Annotated in this window: 14 protein-coding genes and 1 pseudogene; 1 reads left to right on the forward strand and 14 read right to left on the reverse strand. The window is 65.1% G+C overall.

Translation table 11 applies throughout. The features are described from left to right. Positions 1 to 6: 6 nt before the first annotated feature. The 4 genes from DS837_RS27170 to DS837_RS27185 all read right to left on the reverse strand — a co-directional run bounded on the left by DS837_RS27170 (position 7) and on the right by DS837_RS27185 (position 6,213). On the reverse strand, positions 7 to 1,962 hold the full coding sequence (locus tag DS837_RS27170) for a hybrid sensor histidine kinase/response regulator (protein WP_149167580.1): 1,956 nt from the start codon (positions 1,960 to 1,962) through the stop codon (positions 7 to 9). 287 nt (positions 1,963 to 2,249) lie between these two features. Continuing rightward, a complete protein-coding gene (locus DS837_RS27175; protein WP_149167581.1) occupies positions 2,250 to 4,406 on the reverse strand; it encodes an acetate--CoA ligase family protein in 2,157 nt (718 codons plus the stop codon). Between the two features lie 149 nt (positions 4,407 to 4,555). Next, positions 4,556 to 5,833 (reverse strand): formyl-CoA transferase, encoded by a 1,278-nt coding sequence (frc, locus tag DS837_RS27180; RefSeq protein ID WP_149167582.1) that lies wholly within the window; start codon positions 5,831 to 5,833, stop codon positions 4,556 to 4,558. Positions 5,834 to 5,952: 119 nt separating this feature from the next. Beyond that, complete coding sequence (locus DS837_RS27185; protein ID WP_149167583.1) at positions 5,953 to 6,213, reverse strand: hypothetical protein; 261 nt, start codon at positions 6,211 to 6,213, stop codon at positions 5,953 to 5,955. A gap of 506 nt (positions 6,214 to 6,719) precedes the next feature. Between DS837_RS27185 and DS837_RS27190 the strand changes: the two genes are divergently transcribed. Then, positions 6,720 to 7,901 (forward strand): HD domain-containing phosphohydrolase, encoded by a 1,182-nt coding sequence (locus DS837_RS27190; RefSeq protein ID WP_247890159.1) that lies wholly within the window; start codon positions 6,720 to 6,722, stop codon positions 7,899 to 7,901. A 36-nt stretch (positions 7,902 to 7,937) separates the two neighbouring features. Here DS837_RS27190 and DS837_RS27195 read toward each other — a convergent pair whose 3' ends face one another. The 10 genes and pseudogenes from DS837_RS27195 to DS837_RS32220 form a co-directional block, all read right to left on the reverse strand. Continuing rightward, on the reverse strand, positions 7,938 to 9,209 hold the full coding sequence (locus DS837_RS27195; RefSeq protein WP_149167584.1) for a sensor histidine kinase: 1,272 nt from the start codon (positions 9,207 to 9,209) through the stop codon (positions 7,938 to 7,940). A 243-nt stretch (positions 9,210 to 9,452) separates the two neighbouring features. Beyond that, a pseudogene (locus DS837_RS27205) lies at positions 9,453 to 9,635 on the reverse strand (integrase core domain-containing protein); the annotation flags it as partial. Between the two features lie 119 nt (positions 9,636 to 9,754). Beyond that, a complete protein-coding gene (locus DS837_RS27210) occupies positions 9,755 to 10,318 on the reverse strand; it encodes a hypothetical protein (RefSeq protein WP_149167585.1) in 564 nt (187 codons plus the stop codon). Then, a complete protein-coding gene (locus tag DS837_RS27215; RefSeq protein ID WP_149167586.1) occupies positions 10,315 to 10,755 on the reverse strand; it encodes a hypothetical protein in 441 nt (146 codons plus the stop codon). Before DS837_RS27215 ends, DS837_RS27210 begins: the two co-directional genes overlap by 4 nt. Next, positions 10,752 to 11,561, reverse strand: coding sequence for a hypothetical protein (locus DS837_RS27220; protein WP_149167587.1), 810 nt, complete (start codon positions 11,559 to 11,561; stop codon positions 10,752 to 10,754). The genes DS837_RS27215 and DS837_RS27220 overlap by 4 nt, the downstream gene beginning before the upstream one ends. A gap of 68 nt (positions 11,562 to 11,629) precedes the next feature. Beyond that, the gene (locus tag DS837_RS27225) at positions 11,630 to 12,118 is read right to left on the reverse strand and encodes a hypothetical protein (protein WP_149167588.1); all 489 of its coding nucleotides are present in this window, start codon (positions 12,116 to 12,118) and stop codon (positions 11,630 to 11,632) included. 55 nt (positions 12,119 to 12,173) lie between these two features. Then, positions 12,174 to 13,718 (reverse strand): phenylacetate--CoA ligase family protein, encoded by a 1,545-nt coding sequence (locus tag DS837_RS27230; protein WP_149167589.1) that lies wholly within the window; start codon positions 13,716 to 13,718, stop codon positions 12,174 to 12,176. Further along, on the reverse strand, positions 13,712 to 15,223 hold the full coding sequence (locus DS837_RS27235; protein WP_211102421.1) for a pyridoxal phosphate-dependent decarboxylase family protein: 1,512 nt from the start codon (positions 15,221 to 15,223) through the stop codon (positions 13,712 to 13,714). Before DS837_RS27235 ends, DS837_RS27230 begins: the two co-directional genes overlap by 7 nt. 848 nt (positions 15,224 to 16,071) lie before the next feature. After that, complete coding sequence (locus tag DS837_RS32215) at positions 16,072 to 16,239, reverse strand: hypothetical protein (RefSeq protein ID WP_170295993.1); 168 nt, start codon at positions 16,237 to 16,239, stop codon at positions 16,072 to 16,074. 193 nt (positions 16,240 to 16,432) lie between these two features. Next, on the reverse strand, positions 16,433 to 16,594 hold the full coding sequence (locus DS837_RS32220) for a hypothetical protein (protein ID WP_170295994.1): 162 nt from the start codon (positions 16,592 to 16,594) through the stop codon (positions 16,433 to 16,435). Positions 16,595 to 16,806: the final 212 nt, after the last annotated feature.

Consider the following 16,806-nt stretch of genomic DNA (forward strand, 5'->3'; position numbering starts at 1 on the left):
GCGGCTTTAGCCATCGCGCAGCATCGCGTTCACCTGGGTGAGGAACTGGTCGATAGCGATGGGCTTGGCCAGAAGCCGCGTGTGCGGTTCCAGAGGCCCCTTCATGACGACATCGTAGGCGTATCCAGTCAGGAACATCACTTTCAGGCCCGGCCGCAACGTCCGAGCCACTTCCGCGATCCGCTGTCCGCTGATCCCTGGCAAGCCGACATCCGTTACCAGCAGGTCGATCCCCTTCGGAGAGGCGAGGATGGTCAAGGCTTCGTTTCCATCCTCAGCCTCCAGGACCGTCGAACCCTGGTCCCGGAGCGCTTCCACGAGCAGCATGCGGACAATCGGTTCGTCCTCCACCACCAGCACGGTTCCCGGCACCGGCGGCTGCGGCTGACCCGGTGCCTTTGCAGGGGTGGAGCGGAGATTTTCCGCCTCGTGAGAGCGAGGCAGGTACAGCTTCACGGTGGTTCCATGGCCCACTTTGCTGTCGATGCGGACATCCCCACCCGACTGACGGGCAAAACCATAGATCTGGCTCAACCCCAGACCTGTGCCCTGGCCAAGCGGCTTCGTGGTGAAGAATGGTTCGAAGGCGCGGTCGAGAACGTCCGGTGGCATACCGGTGCCGGTGTCGGCCACCTCCAGCAATATGTAGTCGCCGGGCTGCACCCCGGCCTCCGAAGCCACCGCGGTCACATCCAGATGGATGTTGACGCCCCGAATGGTGAGTTGCCCGCCATCGGGCATCGCATCGCGGGCGTTGATGGCCAGGTTCAACAGCGCAGCCTCGACCTGATTGGCATCCGCCCAGATTGGCCACAGCTCGGGAGCCATCTGGGTCTCGACCCGGATCGCTTCGCCAACCGAACGTTCGATCAGGTCCCGCAGTCCATCCACAAGCGTCTTCAGGTCGGTGCGCTCGGGTTGAAGCGGTTGCCGGCGGGAAAAGGCGAGCAGCCTCTGTGTCAGAGTCTTCGCCCGATCAATCGAGGTTCTGGCGGCGGTCACATACGCCTCGATGTCGCCTCGCCCGGTCGCGAGGCGACGTTCGATGATCTCCAGACTGCCGCCAATGGCCTGAAGCAAATTGTTGAAGTCGTGTGCGATCCCGCCGGTCAGTTGGCCCACCGCTTCCATCTTCTGCGCCTGGAAGAGTGCCGCACGGGTTTCTTCCAATGCTTCTTGCGCCAGCTTGCGTTCGGTGATGTCGCGGGTGACCTTGGCAAAGCCGACAAGGCGCCCGCTGTCATCCCGGATCGCATCAATGACGACGCTGGCCCAGAAGCGGGCGCCATCCTTGCGGAGCCGCCAGCCTTCGGTTTCGAATTTTCCGGTTTGCTCAGCGGTGCGCAACCCCTGCATCGGGACGCCGGTTGCCCGATCCTCGGCGGTGTAGAAGCGGGAGAAATGCTCTCCGATGATCTCCTCGGCAGCGTAGCCCTTCATTCGCTGCGCACCGGAATTCCAGTTGGTGACATGCCCGGTCGTATCGAGCATGAAGATCGCGTAATCGATCACTCCCTGGACCAGCAGACGAAAGCGTGCCTCGCTCTGTTGCAGAGCCTCCTGCGCCTGCTTGCGCTCGGTGACGTCGCGCGTGACCTTGGCAAACCCAATCAGCTTCCCGGCGTCGTCACGGATGGGATCGATGATGACGTGCGCCCAAAAGCGCGTGCCGTCCTTGCGGACCCGCCAACCCTCCGCCTCGAATTTTCCTTCGATCGAGGCGATGGAGAGCGCCCGCTGCGGCACTCCGGCACGCTGATCGTCTTCGGTGTAGAAACGCGAGAAATGCTGACCGACGATTTCCGCGGCCGTGTATCCCTTGAACCGCTGGACACCCGGATTCCAGCTGGTCACGATCCCTTGTGGGTCGAGCATGTAGATGGCGTAATCGTGGACGCTGTTGACGAGCAGTTCGAATCGCCGCTCGCCCGACAGCGGCTCCCCGCCAACGCCGGTCGGCAACTCACTCTCCACTAGGATTCTCCGCAGCACGTCGAATGATGATGGGCATATTATCGCTGTTGCTGACGCCACTCAACGACACTGCCCCCTGGGAAGCCCAGGGTTGCTCGCAACTCGCACCAAGCCGGCAAGGGCGCGCACCGCCTGGGCATCGACCGACTCGCGTCGCCGGGCGGAACCAGCCCACCCACTCCGCCCGGCTCCCGTTTTTCGCATCGACGCCGTGAAGACAGCCGCCCGGCCAAGCCGGAACTCGGATCATGGCCCATGTCGGCGACCAGCCGGTATCAAACCAGCCCGGCCGCCCGAGCCCATTTGTACTTGGCGCCCAGCACCGCGACCGGCGTCTCGGTCGTGTAAGGGTAAGCCACGACGCCATGGTCATACAGGTGGCTCGCGGCTTCCTCCACCTGCACGTCGCCGGCCAGCGAAGCGACGATGGGCTTCTCGATGCCCTTCGCCTTCATCTCCTCCTTCACCTCGATGACGAGCTTGGCGAACACCATTGGCGGTGTGATGATCGTGTGCCAGTAGCCCAGGATCAACGCGTGGATGCGGTCATCCTCCAGGCCCAGCCGGATGGTGTTCTTGTAGGTCGACGGCGGCTCGCCACCCGTGATGTCCACCGGGTTGCCGGCGGCGCCGAACGGCGGGATGAACTTGCGGAAGGCGGCGTCCAGGTCGGGCGGCATCGCCATCAGCGACAGGCCGTTGTCCACGCAGGCGTCCGACAACAGCACACCCGATCCGCCGGCGCCGGTGATGATGACGACGTTCTCGCCCTTCGGCGTCGGCAGCACCGGGATTCCGCGGGCGAACTGCAGCAGGTCCTGCAGACTGCGCGCCCGGACCACGCCCGATTGCCGCAGCACGTCTTCGTAAATCCTGTCGTTGCCGGCGAGCGCCCCCGTGTGGGAGCTGGCCGCCCGCGCGCCGAGCGCCGTGCGCCCGGCCTTCAGCACGACCACCGGCTTCTTCTTCGAGACCTGCTTGGCGGCCTCCGCGAAGGAACGGCCGTCCTTCAGGTCCTCGCAGTGCATGGCGACGACCTGGGTGTTGTCGTCCTGCTCGAAGAAGTACAGCAGGTCGTCCTCGTCGATGTCCGACTTGTTGCCGAGCCCGACGATCGCCGACACGCCCATCTTGGCGGAGCGGCTGAAGCCGATGATCGCCATGCCGATACCGCCGGACTGCGACGACAGCGCCGCCTTGCCCTTCACGTCGTAGGGCGTGCAGAAGGTGGCGCACAGGTTTGCCGGCGTGTAGTAGAAACCGTAGATGTTCGGCCCCATCAAGCGCACGTCGTGCTTGCGCGCGATGGCGACGATCTCCTCCTGCCCTTCGACGTTGCCGGTCTCGGCGAAGCCCGAAGGAATCAGCACGGCGCCGGGGATCCTCTTCTCGCCGACCTCGCCCAAGGCCTGTGCGACGAACTTGGCCGGAATGGCGAACACCGCCACATCGATGTCGCCCGGCACGTCCTTGACGCTTCTGTAGGCCTTGTAGCCCAGGATGTCGTCGGCCTTCGGATGGATCGGATGGATGCGGCCCTTGTAGCCGCCGTTGATGAGGTTCTTCATCACCGAGTTGCCGATCTTCCCATCCTCGGCCGAGGCGCCGATGACGGCCACCGCCTCGGGCTTCATGATCCGGTTCATCTGCCGGACGATCTGCTCCTGCGACGGGCGGTAGCGCGGCGTCCTGGCCGCGAAATCCAGGACCACGCGCACGTCGGCGGCGATGGCTCCGGTCTCGCGCGCGAAAACCGGGTTGAGGTCGAGTTCGACGATCTCCGGCACCTCGTCGACGAGTCGCGAGACATTGACGATCACATCGGCGAGCGCCTCGTGGTCGACCGCCTTGCCGCCGCGCACGCCCTTCAGCATCTCCGCGGCCTGGATGCCGTCGAGCATCGACAGGGCTTCCTCACGGGTGACCGGGGCGAGGCGGAAGGTGATGTCCTTCAGCACCTCGACCAGCACGCCACCGAGGCCGAAGGCCACCAGCTTGCCGAAACTCGGGTCCGTGATGGAACCGACGATGACCTCCACGCCGCCTTGCAGCATCTGCTGGACCTGCACGCCGATCAGGTCCGCCCCGGGGGCATGGGCGCGGGCGTTCTCCATGATGGTCCCGAAGCCTTGGCGGACGGCGTCGGCGTTCCGGAGACCGACCAGAACGCCGCCGGCTTCCGTCTTGTGCAGGATCTGCGGCGACACGATTTTCATAACCACCGGGAAGCCCATGCCCTCGGCGAGGGTGACGGCTTCGTCGGCGCTCTTCGCCAAGCCCTCCTTCGGCACAGGAATGCCGTACAGATCGCAGAGTTGCTTGGCTTCCGGCGCGGTCAGCGCGTTGCGACCCTCGGCCTTGGCGGTGTCGAGAAGGCGGCGGACGACATCCGTTGGGCGCTCGGTGTGGAGCGGATCGATGACTGCGGTCATGGCCTTTCCTCCTTTGCAAACTCGTCGGCTCACGTCTTGGAGGTGAGCGCGGATGGATTTCCGGGGGCGGCAGCCTCGTGCAACGCGTCACCGGGATCGCGCCGACGGGCCATTGCTTTTTTCCTGTTCGGAGAGGACCGCCGCCTGTCCTATTCGGCGGTCAGCGGCCTGCGCGCGGCGCCGAGCGCGCCGCTGTCGCGGACCTCGGAGATGCGCCGCTCGTCGAAGCCGAGCACCTCGCGCAGGATCTCGTCGGTGTGCTCGCCCAGCAGCGGCGACCGCGTGACCTCGGTCGGGCTGTCCGACAGCTTGATCGGGTTGCCGACCGTCAGGTACTTGCCGCGCGTCGGGTGATCGACCTCGACGATGGTGCCGGTCTCGCGCAGCGACTGATCCTCCGCCAGCTCCTTCATCGACAGGATGGGGCCGCAGGGGATGTCGTACTGGTTCAGGATCTCCATGACCTCGAACTTCGTCTTGGTCATGGTCCATTCCTCGACGGTCGCGAAGATGTCCTTCAGGCGCGGCAGGCGCGCGGCGGGCGTCGCGTAGTCCGGATCGGTGACCCACTCCGGCTTGCCGATGACGTCGCAGATCTTCGCCCAGACCGGGGCCTGGGTGATGAAGTAGATGTAGGCGTTGGGATCGCTCTCCCAGCCCTTGCACTTCAGGATCCAGCCCGGCTGGCCGCCGCCCGAGGCGTTGCCGGCGCGCGGCACGCTGTCGCCGAATTCGCCGTTCGGGTACTGCGGGTATTCTTTAAGGGGGCCGCGCTCCAGCCGCTGCTGGTCGCGCAGCTTGACGCGGCAGAGGTTCAGCACGGCGTCCTGCATGGCCGCCAGCACCTTCTGGCCGCGCCCGGTCTGGGTGCGCTGGTAGAGCGCCGTCACGATGCCCAAGGCCAGATGCAGGCCGGTGCCGCTGTCGCCGATCTGGGCGCCGGTGACCATCGGCGGGCCGTCGTCGAAGCCGGTCGTCGAGGCCGAGCCGCCGGCGCACTGCGCAACGTTCTCATAGACCTTGCAGTCCTCGTAGGGACCGGGGCCGAAGCCTTTGACCGAGGCGACGATGATGCGGGGGTTCAGCTCCTGGATGCGCTCCCAGGTCAGGCCCATGCGATCGAGCACGCCGGGGGCGAAATTCTCGACCATCACGTCGCAGATGCGCACCAGATCCTCCAGGACGCGCTTGCCGTCCGGGTTCTTGGTGTCCAGCGTGATGGACCGCTTGTTGTGGTTCAGCATGGTGAAGTAGAGGCTGTCGGCCTCGGGCACGTCGCGCAGCTGGCCGCGCGTGATGTCGCCCTCGCCCGGACGCTCGACCTTGATGACGTCGGCGCCGAACCACGCCAGAAGCTGCGTGCAGGTCGGACCCGACTGAACATGGGTAAAGTCCAGAACCCGCACGCCCTCGAGTGCCTTGCCCATGCCGTCTCTCCCTGTTGAGCCGCAGGCACACGGAGCCTGGCGGCGTTGCCAAACCGTTCGTCGTTGAAGCGAGCAGGAATGGAAACGCGGATGGTTGATCCCCGTTGGTCTCTGGGCGGCTACCGAAGCCAGCCTTTTATTTCCAGAATCCGCTGATCACCTTTTTCGGTTCTCGCATATTGTTTGCCGCATTGTGTTGCGTACTCCTGGACGAAACCCTGCCTGATCAACTCGCCGAGTGCCGGCCTCACAACGGCCGGCTTCAAGCTTGCCGCCTTCGTGATGGCCAGCAGCGAGACCGGAGGTGTCGTGGCCTCGGGACCCGGCATCGCGCGCAGCGTGTTGAGCATGGTCCAGTTGACGGATGTCGGAGAGATCACACACGCCTCCCTTGGTGCGCTCGGGATCGCGGCCTGTCGCGGTCCGTGTTCCAATCAGCTCTGGTATGCCAGATCCAATGCGATCAGGCTAAAACCTAAAGCTTACTTGAGGTCAAGAAGAAATTTAGGGCAATGAATCGGCCCGATCGGGGCTGAGGCGGACCTGGTCCCCCCAAACACCCCGTCTCATCGCTGGGTTGCAGCGCCCGGCCTCGGTTTGAGCACGGTATCGGCATGCCCATCGATCGACCCGCCGAATATTCTCCGAGAGAATGGAAAACAGGCGATCAACCTCTGGTCCGCTCCGGTCATCCTCCCTCTGTCTCGGGCGACGAATTTGACGCAAATCAAAGCCAACTAATGTCCTCCTGGGGAATGGTCGCCCCATGGAGTTCTCCGTCCTTGAGCCACCGTCCACACCTACAGAGCGGGCCGATGGCGTGATCTCCCCACTGCTGGCTTGTCGGATAGTTCGCTTTTAGGTCACACCACCCAGGAGATGCTCTTTGAGCCAAGCGCAGCAAATGGCAGTAGGCGGTTTCGTCTACGGGTTCAGCGAAGATCCTTGGATGGAGCAGAGCGGAGGACTTGAGGAACGGCTCCGGTCGTTGCACGAGGAGATTCGCGAGTGGCCCGGGCTGGAGCATCTGCACCGGATCGCTGTGGCGACCTACGATGCCAAGGGTGAGCGGGTCCGGACGTTCGTCCACAGCAATGTCGGCCCACGGCCGTTCGATCCCCTCTCCGGCAGGTTGTGCGATTATCCTCTTCTGCAGGCGGTCGCCGAGACGGGACGCCCATGGATAGACAATGCGATCGCGTCAGCCCCCGGTTCCACCGGCCCGGGCGGCGGGTTGCTCAAGCAGGGTTTCCGCTCACGCTGCGTGAGCCGCATTCACTGGCAAGGCGACCTGTATGGATTCCTTTTCCTGAACTCAAGGAGGGAGGGATTCTTCACCGAACCCGTCGTGTCGGCACTCATGCCCTACCGGCGGGTCATCGGCGTGCTCGTTGCGTCCGAGATGACCAGCACACGCGCCATGCTGGCGGCCGTGCACACGGCACTCGAGGTCAGCCACTACCGTGATGAGGAGACCGGCGCTCATCTGAACCGCATGAGTCGCTACGCCCAGCTTGTTGCAGCGAAAATCGCGTCGAAGCACGGCCTTTCGGACGAATTCATCGAGTACGTGCTCCAGTACGCACCCCTGCACGATGTCGGCAAGGTGGCGGTGCCGGACAGCATCCTGCTCAAGCCCGGCAAGCTGTCGCCGGATGAGTTCGAGGTCATGAAAACGCATGTGACCAAGGGCTTGGACATCATCAACGCGATGATTCACAACCACGGCCTTGGCGCCCTGCCGCACGCCGCCATTTTGCGCAATGTGGTGGGCTGTCACCATGAGGCCTTTGACGGCTCCGGCTACCCCAACGGACTTTCCGGCGTGGCCATTCCACTGGAAGCGCGCATCGTCGCGGTCGCCGACGTGTTCGACGCGCTCACGTCGGAACGTCCCTACAAGGGAGCGTGGACGAACGAGGCCGCAGCGGGTTTCCTCCGGGAGCAGGCGGGCCGGAAGTTCGATCCGGATTGCGTCGCGGCGCTGCTCTCGGACATGAACGCCATCCTGGCCATCCAGCAGCAGTTCCGCGACACCCCCTCAGGCTTGCTCGCGCCCGGCCGCTGACGCCGGCCAAACGCTCCCTCGGGCGAGGGCTCTCGATCACCCGCCGATGGACGATGCGACAGAACCAGCCGGCGGCAGGGCGACGCTGATCGTTGTTCCCGTCCCTGGGCGGGACTTCACCGTGATCGGATAGCCGAGGTGATCCGCCAGCGTCTTCACGATGAACAGGCCCAGGCCAAGGCCAACGACGTCATCCCCGGCTTCGATGCGGTAGAACTCTTCGAAAATGTCGGCCAGGGAACTCTCCGGGATGCCTCGGCCGGTATCGGAGACGTCGACCCACACCTTGCCGTCGGCGGTGCGGCACACGATCCGGATTTCCCCGCGGTCGGTGTACTTGATGGCGTTGTCGACAAGGTTGTGGAGGATGCGCGACGCAAGCAGCCGGTCCGTACGCACCGTCACGCCGCGGCCGCTCCCTTCCATGCGCCAGTCAAGCCCCTTGGCTTCGGCGGCCAGTTGGAACGTCGCCGCGGTGTGCGTCATCAGATCGTCCAACGGGACATCTTCGATCCGGACGGCGATCGTGCTGTCGTCCATCCGCACCAGATCCTGCACGCCATCCATCAGTCGCTTCACAACGCCAAGGCAGTGCTTCATCGTCGATACGTAGGTTTCCCCGCGAGCGGTCACCCGGGACGACAGCGCGTGGGTGGCGAGGGTCAGGGCATGGACCGGCTGGCGCAGGTCATGGTTCAACGTCGCGAGGAGGCGGGTGCGCGCCGCGTTGGCCCGCGCCAGTTCCCTGGCCTGCGCGTTTGCGGCTTCGGCCGACTCCTGCAAGGTTTCAAGCAGGCGGACGTTGGACAGCGCCAGGGCCGCCGATCGGGCGATCGCCAGCAGCAGGGTGACCGTGACCGTGTCGGGCGTGTGCCGCGTCGCCCAATACGCACCGATGGCGGCGATTGGCTCGGGCGCGCCGACCGGCACCATGACGAGGCTCCGCACGAAGGTGGGGCGATAGGCGTCGTGTGGAATGCGCGGATCGGCGTAGATGTCCGGAATGACCGCCGGCTGTCCGGTCAGCATGGCCCAGCCCGAGATGCACGTGCCCATGGGAAACCGCTGCCCTTTCCACAGCGGACTGATCGCGTCCTCCTCGACGTAATGGCACAGGTCGCCGTCGCGCAGCACGATGGTGACGCCATCGGCGCCTGTCAGGCGGCGCGCGGTCGTTCGGAGAATGGTAACCACGGTCGGCACGTCACGGGCGAAGAACAGGCGTTCGTTGAGATCGACGATCGCTGTCAGGTGGTCGGCGTCGCGCAGGGCGGACGGTTGCAGGGCATCGGTGTCGGCAGCGGGCATCAGCCACGGTTCCCAGGCGGTTCGCCACGCCAACCTTCATTGGCGTGAAGAAGCGCACGAACGCTTCATAGCCCGAAATATAGCGCATGGAAGCCGCTTTCGCAGCAGGAACTCCAGCGCCATCGATGGCCGATTCCTGGGATATCGCAACCTTTCGATGTCGGTTCCGTTCCGAGGAAAATTGAGATGGTCCCCGTTTCCCGGACAGATTTGCGGCTGGAATAAGCTTGGTTCAGGTTCGTGTTATGCCGCCAATCCGATCCGGTCGGGTGTGCTCTCGTAGGCCTCCGCCAGGGTTCTGCCATCGAGCGCGGGGTGCGGTCGGTCGGCGTTGCAGTCGTCGATCCAGCGCCCGATCCCGGATCGGGCCTCGCTGCCGGTCTCGAAGCCATGGAGATACACGCGCTCGTATTTCATCGATCGCCACCGAACATGAACCATTCATGCGCCGTCCGTATGAGTTGGAGACGCGTGGTCGCTCGCAAATCTTGCGACCACACGTCTCCGACGGTCCGCGCCCCTTGGGAAAGAGGGAACGCCGAAGGTCACGCGGCGTTGGCCTGATCCATGGCGACGACTTCCAGGGACGGGCCGTCCAGTTCGAAATACTTCTTCTTGTCGGGGTCCTCGGTGCTGCATTCGATGATCAGGCGGTACTTGTAGATGCCGGGTTCCAGATCGGGGCGCAGCATGCCGGCCCAGTAATAGTAGACCGGCGTCCAGGGGCTGCGCATCGCGTCAGGCCCGCCATAGACCTTCAGGTTGATGCAAAGCTGGTTGGAACGCGCGGTGCCGTCGTCGTGCAGGAACACGATGTTGGAGATGCGGGCGAAGGGCGGCCAGGTGCCATCGGGACGCTTCTGCTGGTCCATGCAGTAGACCAGCCAGTTCAGCGCCTGCCCCTGCTGGCAGTAGGTGCGCAGATCCGACGTGCCCTTGCCGGTGCTGGAGCCGCTGTTGTCCAACAGCGCGGCATTGTTCTCCAGCGTGTCGGTGCGCACGGCCCCGGCCACGTCGATGATGGTGACGATGTTCAGCTGGGTGGCCGCCAGCATGATCGCCGGATTGCGGTCGGCGCCGTGCTGCGCGTGCGTGTGCTTCGTGGTCATGCTGCGATCTCCGAGGTCTCCGCGCCCGAGCGCTGCACCCCGTTCCCGTCGATCAGGCGGGAGGTGCGGTCCGTGCTCATCGTCTTGGTCTTGGTGCCGAGTTCGAAGGTGAGGCCGTAGGGCAGATCGCCCACCGGCTTCTTCACCACGCCGGTCCAATAGGAGACGTTGGTGCCGGGATAGGTGTTCTTCGTCACCTCGACGAGATCGGCCGGCACATCGACCGCGCTCAAAGCGGCATAGGCCTCGCATTCGATGGGCACCACCGACCAGATGATCTGGTCCCCCGGCGCCACGGCGGTGGCAAGGTGGCTGGTGTTCTGGTCGAGAGAACCGTACAGCCGGTTGTTGTCGAACATGAAGAGGTGCCCGGTCACCGTTTCCGTCTCCAGCACGCTGACGACGTCGATGACCAGGCGGACGGTGATCTGTCTCATAACGCGCCTCCCGCACAAATCGAGGCCGCCGGCACCATGGGCAACACGCCCGGAGCGATGCAGCCGGTGAAACCATTGACGTTCAGGGCCTTGGTCACAGTGATCGAGGATGTCTGGGTGAAGGTGCGCGGCACCCACAGGACGCGGCCCTTTTCGGCCACCGGCTCGTGCAGGACGACGTCCAAGCTGTAGACGTGCTGCCCCACCTTGCTGGTGTCCACCGACGCGCTCCAGTACCAGCCCTCGGTGTAGACGTCGGGTGAGCCGTAGAGCGCCGGGTACATCACGCCCTGGTCCACGGCCGGGCCGTAGATGTTGGTGACCACCGGCGGCAGGTTGCCGGCCGCGGCGAGGTCGAACCTGTCCACCGCCTCGCCCTGGCTGTTCATCACCGTGCCGTGCAGGGTCCGCACCTCGCCGTCGCGGTTGCGCACATGCAGGGACGGCGAGCGCTGGCCGTTCTCGTGGTCGCCCAGCAGCTTGGCGATGGCGTTGGGCGTGCGCGCGGCCTTGACGGCGGTCAGCAGGCGGGCGTTGCTTTCCGCCGCGCGGTGGCGGTGATGGAAGGCGCGCGGCAGCGTGTTCGGCACGCCGGACACGCCGATGGTGATCCAGTTCAGCACGGCTTCCGCCGCCTGCGACCCGTCCACGTTGTGCACGCCGATGACTTGGGTGGACAGCTCGCCCGACGTATCGCCGGGAACGGCGAAGTTCTGCGTGTTGTCCACCACGTACGCGTTGTTGTCGAGCGTGCCTTCGATCAGCGCCGCTTCGACATCGATGACCGTGACGATGGAAATCTGCACCTTCGTCCCCTTTCAAGTCGGGCCCTTTCGGATCGGGGCCCTTTTCAGATCAGACCTGTGGAGGCCGATCAGAGAGCCGCGCCGGCCCCCTGGGCCGCGGAGGCGGCCTGGGCGGAAACCTGGGCCGCCAGCGGCGGCGCATACACCAGCGACGGGCCGTCGATGATCAGCCGCCTCGTGATCGCCCCGCCGAAGGCGAGCGTCAGGCGGTAGGGATAGTCGACGCCGGGGAGCAGCCCCCAGGGCACGTAGCCTTCCCAACGCCGGGCCCAAATGGGATCCGGACGCGGCGGCGTGGGGAACTGCGCCCCATCGGGCAGGCCGGCCGGATGCGGGCCGAAGGTCAGGCTGTCCAGCCAGACCGGCGTCTGCACGTCGATGGGCGCCAGCGACCAGCGCACCAGCTGGCCGGGATAGGCGGGGCTGCGCAGCTGCGGCGTCCCCCGGCCGGCGCTGGTCACCGGACTGTCGTCGTACAGGAAGACGGCCGCCTCGACCGGGCTGTCGACCAGCAAGGCGATCACATCCACGAAGATTTGTATGTTCAAGACAGACATGGAGCCTCTCTTTGCCTGGGCATCATGGTTCGTGACGGGTGTTCGGCGGGTTGCCTCAAACGCGGTCGATGACGAGCGGCACCTTGCCCACCTCGGTGCGGACGAGGTCCGGGCCGCCGGGCTCCACCAAGCGGATGCCGAACCCGTAGCCGGAGCGGCGCAAGGCGGCCTCATTGGCTTCCAGCCCGTTGAAGACGGACAGGGAGCGGATCAGCCCGGCCATGACCAGCGGCGCCGACCCTTCCGGCCCCAGACGGGACGCCACATGGGGCACCAGCGCCTGCGCGCCCGGCACGCCGATCACCAGATGCAGCTCCCGGTTGGCGCGGTTGACCTGGAACTGCAGGTCCGTGGCGACCGCCTCGATGTCCAGCACCTGGTTGCGGCGGAACTCCTCGATGATCCCGGCCAGCGCCTGCGGGGCGGCGTACTGGGAATCGCCGATGTGCATGAAGTCGCCGCTGCGGCCGGCGTATTCGAACCGCAGAGCGTTCAGCCCGGCGTCCTTGCGGTCGGCGCGGCGGATCACCCGGTCGCCGACCTTGTAGCGCAGGCACGGGGCGGCGTTGCCGAACAGGCGGGTGACGACCAGCTCGCCCTCTTCCCCCTCCTTCACCCAGCGGCCGTCGGCATCGACGATCTCCACCAGGTGCAGGCCGGGCACCGCGGTCAGCAGCGGGCTGTCCGCATCCAGCTGCAGGCCGATGGTCTCCGCCTGGGTGGCTGCGAAATAGCTGAGGATCGACAGGTTCGGGTAGGCCGCCTTCAGGTCGGCGCGCACCTTCGGCGTCAGGACGCCGCTGCCGTACAGCGCGACACGGAAGCTCTCCCGCGCGGTCTCCGACAGGCCGTCGGCGAAGGCGGCAAGAAGCGCGATGCTCTGCGTGATGCCCATGATGGCCTTGGGGCCGGGGTAGGACATCATCAGCTGGAACACGTCCTTGCTCATCGGGCCGGCGCCGATGTAGTTGACGCCGGGAATCTTCTGGAGCACGCCGCCGACCATGGTGCCGCTGCTCCACATCTGATAGTCGGCCAGAGTGGTCGCGACCCACTTGGCGCCGTCGCCCGGCAGGTGACGGGCCATCATGTGCCGGCCCATGAAGGCGCCGGCCCAGGCGTAGGTCTCCTGCAACTCGTCCAGCGGGTAGACGGTCTCCGACGGCTTGCCGGAGGACGTGCCGCCGCTCGCCACGATCTCGAATCCGCAGCGATCGATGGGCACGACCATGCCGGGGCGGGCTTCCGTGAACAGCTCGCGGAAGGTCTCCTTGTCGGTGATCGGCAACGCCTGGAAGGCCTCGAAGCTGTCGACCGGCGCGGCGCCGGCCGCGCCGTCGATGCGGGCGCGCCACAGCGGGTTGACGCGCGCGATCTCCACCAGCTGGTGCAGGCGACGCTGCACCAGCGCGTCCTGCACATCCGACGGCATTTCGTCCACCGTGCGGTCGAGCCGCCTTTCCGCGTCCCGCAGCACCGACAGGAAGGACGGCAGCGCCAGCACGTCATCGATGCTGCGGGGCTGCAAGACCGTGTCCGGCATGACCGAAAGGGCAAGCTCCTGCCCGGAAAGATTCGCGTCCGCCTGCTGCATCAGCATGTTTTTTCCACCGTCCAAATATGGGGTTTGTTGTCGTTGCGCGTGCTCTCGCCGGCCCAGTCGCGGCGTATCTCGCGGGCGTGCCGGCGGATTTCGTCGGTCAGGGCATCGATGTCGGACAGGCCGATCTGGTGATTCATCATCACGATCCGCAGGACCGTCGAACCGTCCAGTTCCACCTTGGAGACGAAGTAGCGCCCCTCCGCTCGGATGCGGTCGCGCAACGCCAGCTGCAAGGTGCTGAGCTGCGATTCCGGCAGTCCGGCGGGCCGGTGCACGAAGCACAGGATGTTGGATTCCGGCTGGTGCAGGACTTCGAAATCTGGCTGGGCAGCCAGATGGTCGTGGGCCTGCCGGGTAAGATCGACCAGATAGTCCAACTTCTGCTCGAAGAAGCGCCGGCCGAACAGCGCCCAGACCAGCCACAGGTTCAGGATGGCCGGCCGCTTGGTGCATTCGAAGTTCTTGATGCCGCTCTGAAAGCGGCTCATCTCGTCCTCGACGGGGTCGAAGACGTAGCTGTGCTTTTCCGGGAAGGCAGCGCTGGCCGCTTCGGGGTCGCGGTAGAACAGCAGGGTGCACAGCGCCGGCACGAACAGCGTCTTGTGCGCGTCCAGGCAGAAGGAATCGGCCAGTTCCAGCCCCTTCAGCCGCGGGCGCAGCCGGTCGGAAACGAGCAGCGCGCCGTTGTGCGCGGCGTCCACGTGGAACCACGCATCGCGCTTGCGCGCCTCGGCCGCGAGGTCCTCCAGCGGGTCGATGGCGCCGACGGAGGTGGTGCCCGCGGCGCCCACAATGCAGAAAACGTCCAGTCCGCGCGCCTTGGCCTCGTCAAGGGCCGCCACGGCGCCGTTGATGTCGATCTGCCGGCGGTCGTTCAGCGGCATGCGGACCACCTGATCGACGCCGAGGCCGAGGATCCCGGCGAGCCGGCTGACCGAATAGTGCGATTCCGCGCCGAAGGCGATGGCCGGGCGCCCCCGCCCACGGCCCGTGGCGCTCACGCCGTCGGTCCAGCTGCCGCCCAGCTTGCGGTTGCGGGCCACCAGCACGGCGGTCATGTTGGCGAGCGACGCGCCGGAGGTGGTCACCATATCGAAGCGGCCAAGCTCCCAACCGAGTAGGCGGCCGAACTCCTCCGCGATGAGCTTGTCAGCGACGTTCGCCAACTGCCCGGCCTCGTAATAGGAGGCGGGCTGCGGCGCCATGGCGCTGACCATGTCGAAGACGGCCGACACCGGCACGACGGAGGAGAACTGCCGGGCCATGTAGCCCCGCGAATTCACCTTGATGCCCGTACGGATGTAGAGATCGAGGATGTCGGCGAAGCGCTTGGCGTCGAAGCTGTCTTTCGCCCCCACCATCAGCGCCCGCGCGGCAGCCAGCAAGGTGTTCGGCCTTTCTAGGACGACCCCCTGGATCTCGTCGCTTTCCAGCAGTTCGGAAAGCTTGCCGGCGGCGATATCGACCGCCGTGTTGAAGCTCTCCACGTCAAAGGCATTCATGAACTCTTCAGCGGATGAGGAGGTCACCGTGCTGATCGACAAAGGGCGAGGCCGCTTTGATAAGGAAGCAGTATACATAAGTATTATTCCTAACTCATGACGGGCCATTGGTGCAGACCATATGGCAGAGAAGAGAATGACTCAAGCATATGAAGAATCGCGGTTGCGTATGTATTGAATAACGTGAAAATAATAGCCGCATATGACAGCACGCAAACAATGTTTGTGGTTTATTAAAGGAAATGAAATTTATTTTTTGAGTCCTGAGCATCCATATGCATTATTCACCCCGAATCGCGATTCAAATATTTTCTCAAGAGATAATTACATACATGAATACATCATCGACCGGACCGATGCATATTCCGGTGATTGCGCACGGTGGTTCCGGCGCGACGGCGTCCACCGCTTCCGGTCGATGGCGTCCAGGTGCTCCCTCGGCCTTGAGGTTGTCGCAGACCTCCTGGCGCGGCACGGCGCCGAAGAAGGTGAAGGCAGCGGTGTGTGCGGCGAGGGCGGCTCGCAAGTCTCGCCTTCCCTTCTCGCCTTCCAGCGCTTTGCGTTGGATGTCTGCGGCACCGGCTCAAAGCCAGTCGGGCAGCCCCTGGCTCAGCGTCGCCGTGTCGAAGGTGTAGTTCGACGCCCCCCAGCACGGCGATGAAGATCTGGGCGGTGTGGACCGCTCCCGTTCGGGGACCGAGGAGGTCGATGCTGTGGCCGGCGTGGTCCACGAACAGCCGCTCGCCGGCGGGATGGACCTGCCGCAGCGTCGGCGACACCCGCCCCGCCCAGGCGCGATAGCAGTCGCAGAACCAGGAATAGCTGAAGCCGTTGGGATGCTGGGCCCGCTACTCCTCCCAGAGCAACAGCAGGATGGCAACAGCAGGGTGATGCCCGGCCGCCGCAGTGACGTACTCGCGCACGGTGGTGGCGCTGACTTCGGCGATGGGCGCGACCTGACGCTTGGACAGGCCGCACGCGAATGTGACCCTGAGGACCGCTCGGATCTTGCGCATGGACACTCGCTGCGCCGGCGTCTCGCTTTCCTCGTCGCTGCCTAAAAAGGACCGCGAGAGTACCGAGGGTTGAACAGCTCCAAAAGCAAGCCGAGCCCGTGCGGGTGGACGCCTTCGACCGGAATCCGTGGTCGGCTTCAACCGGAATGCCCCGGCCGCCTTCCCTTGGAACCAGTGGCCGCTTCCAACCGGATTACGCGGTGCGACGCGTGCCGCAGCCGGTGCAGGACACCGAGGCAGCTTCCGGCTGCGCACGCAGGGTGATCCGATGGAAGCTCTGATCGATGTGATCCAGAACTTGGAGATTGGGCAGAAAGCCGATCGACGACAGACAGATGTTCAAGGGCGCGACCATGGTGAAGGAGGTTTCCTTCCATACGGCGTTCCCTGATCGGCAAGGGATTGCGCCTCCCACCGGCTGTTCAGCGCCGCCCCACTCAAGATCGTGCCCCTGAGCGTGGTGTAGGAGTTGGGTCGCTCATTTGGTCTCCGGCTGGTCTGGCCGGGATTGTCAGGCAGCCACGTCGGGCAGGCTGACGAGGGGATCATCGCCGAGCGGGGCGATGG

It is taken from the genome of Azospirillum brasilense (assembly GCF_008365405.1).
In the GTDB taxonomy this organism is placed as follows: Bacteria; Pseudomonadota; Alphaproteobacteria; order Azospirillales; family Azospirillaceae; genus Azospirillum; species Azospirillum brasilense_D.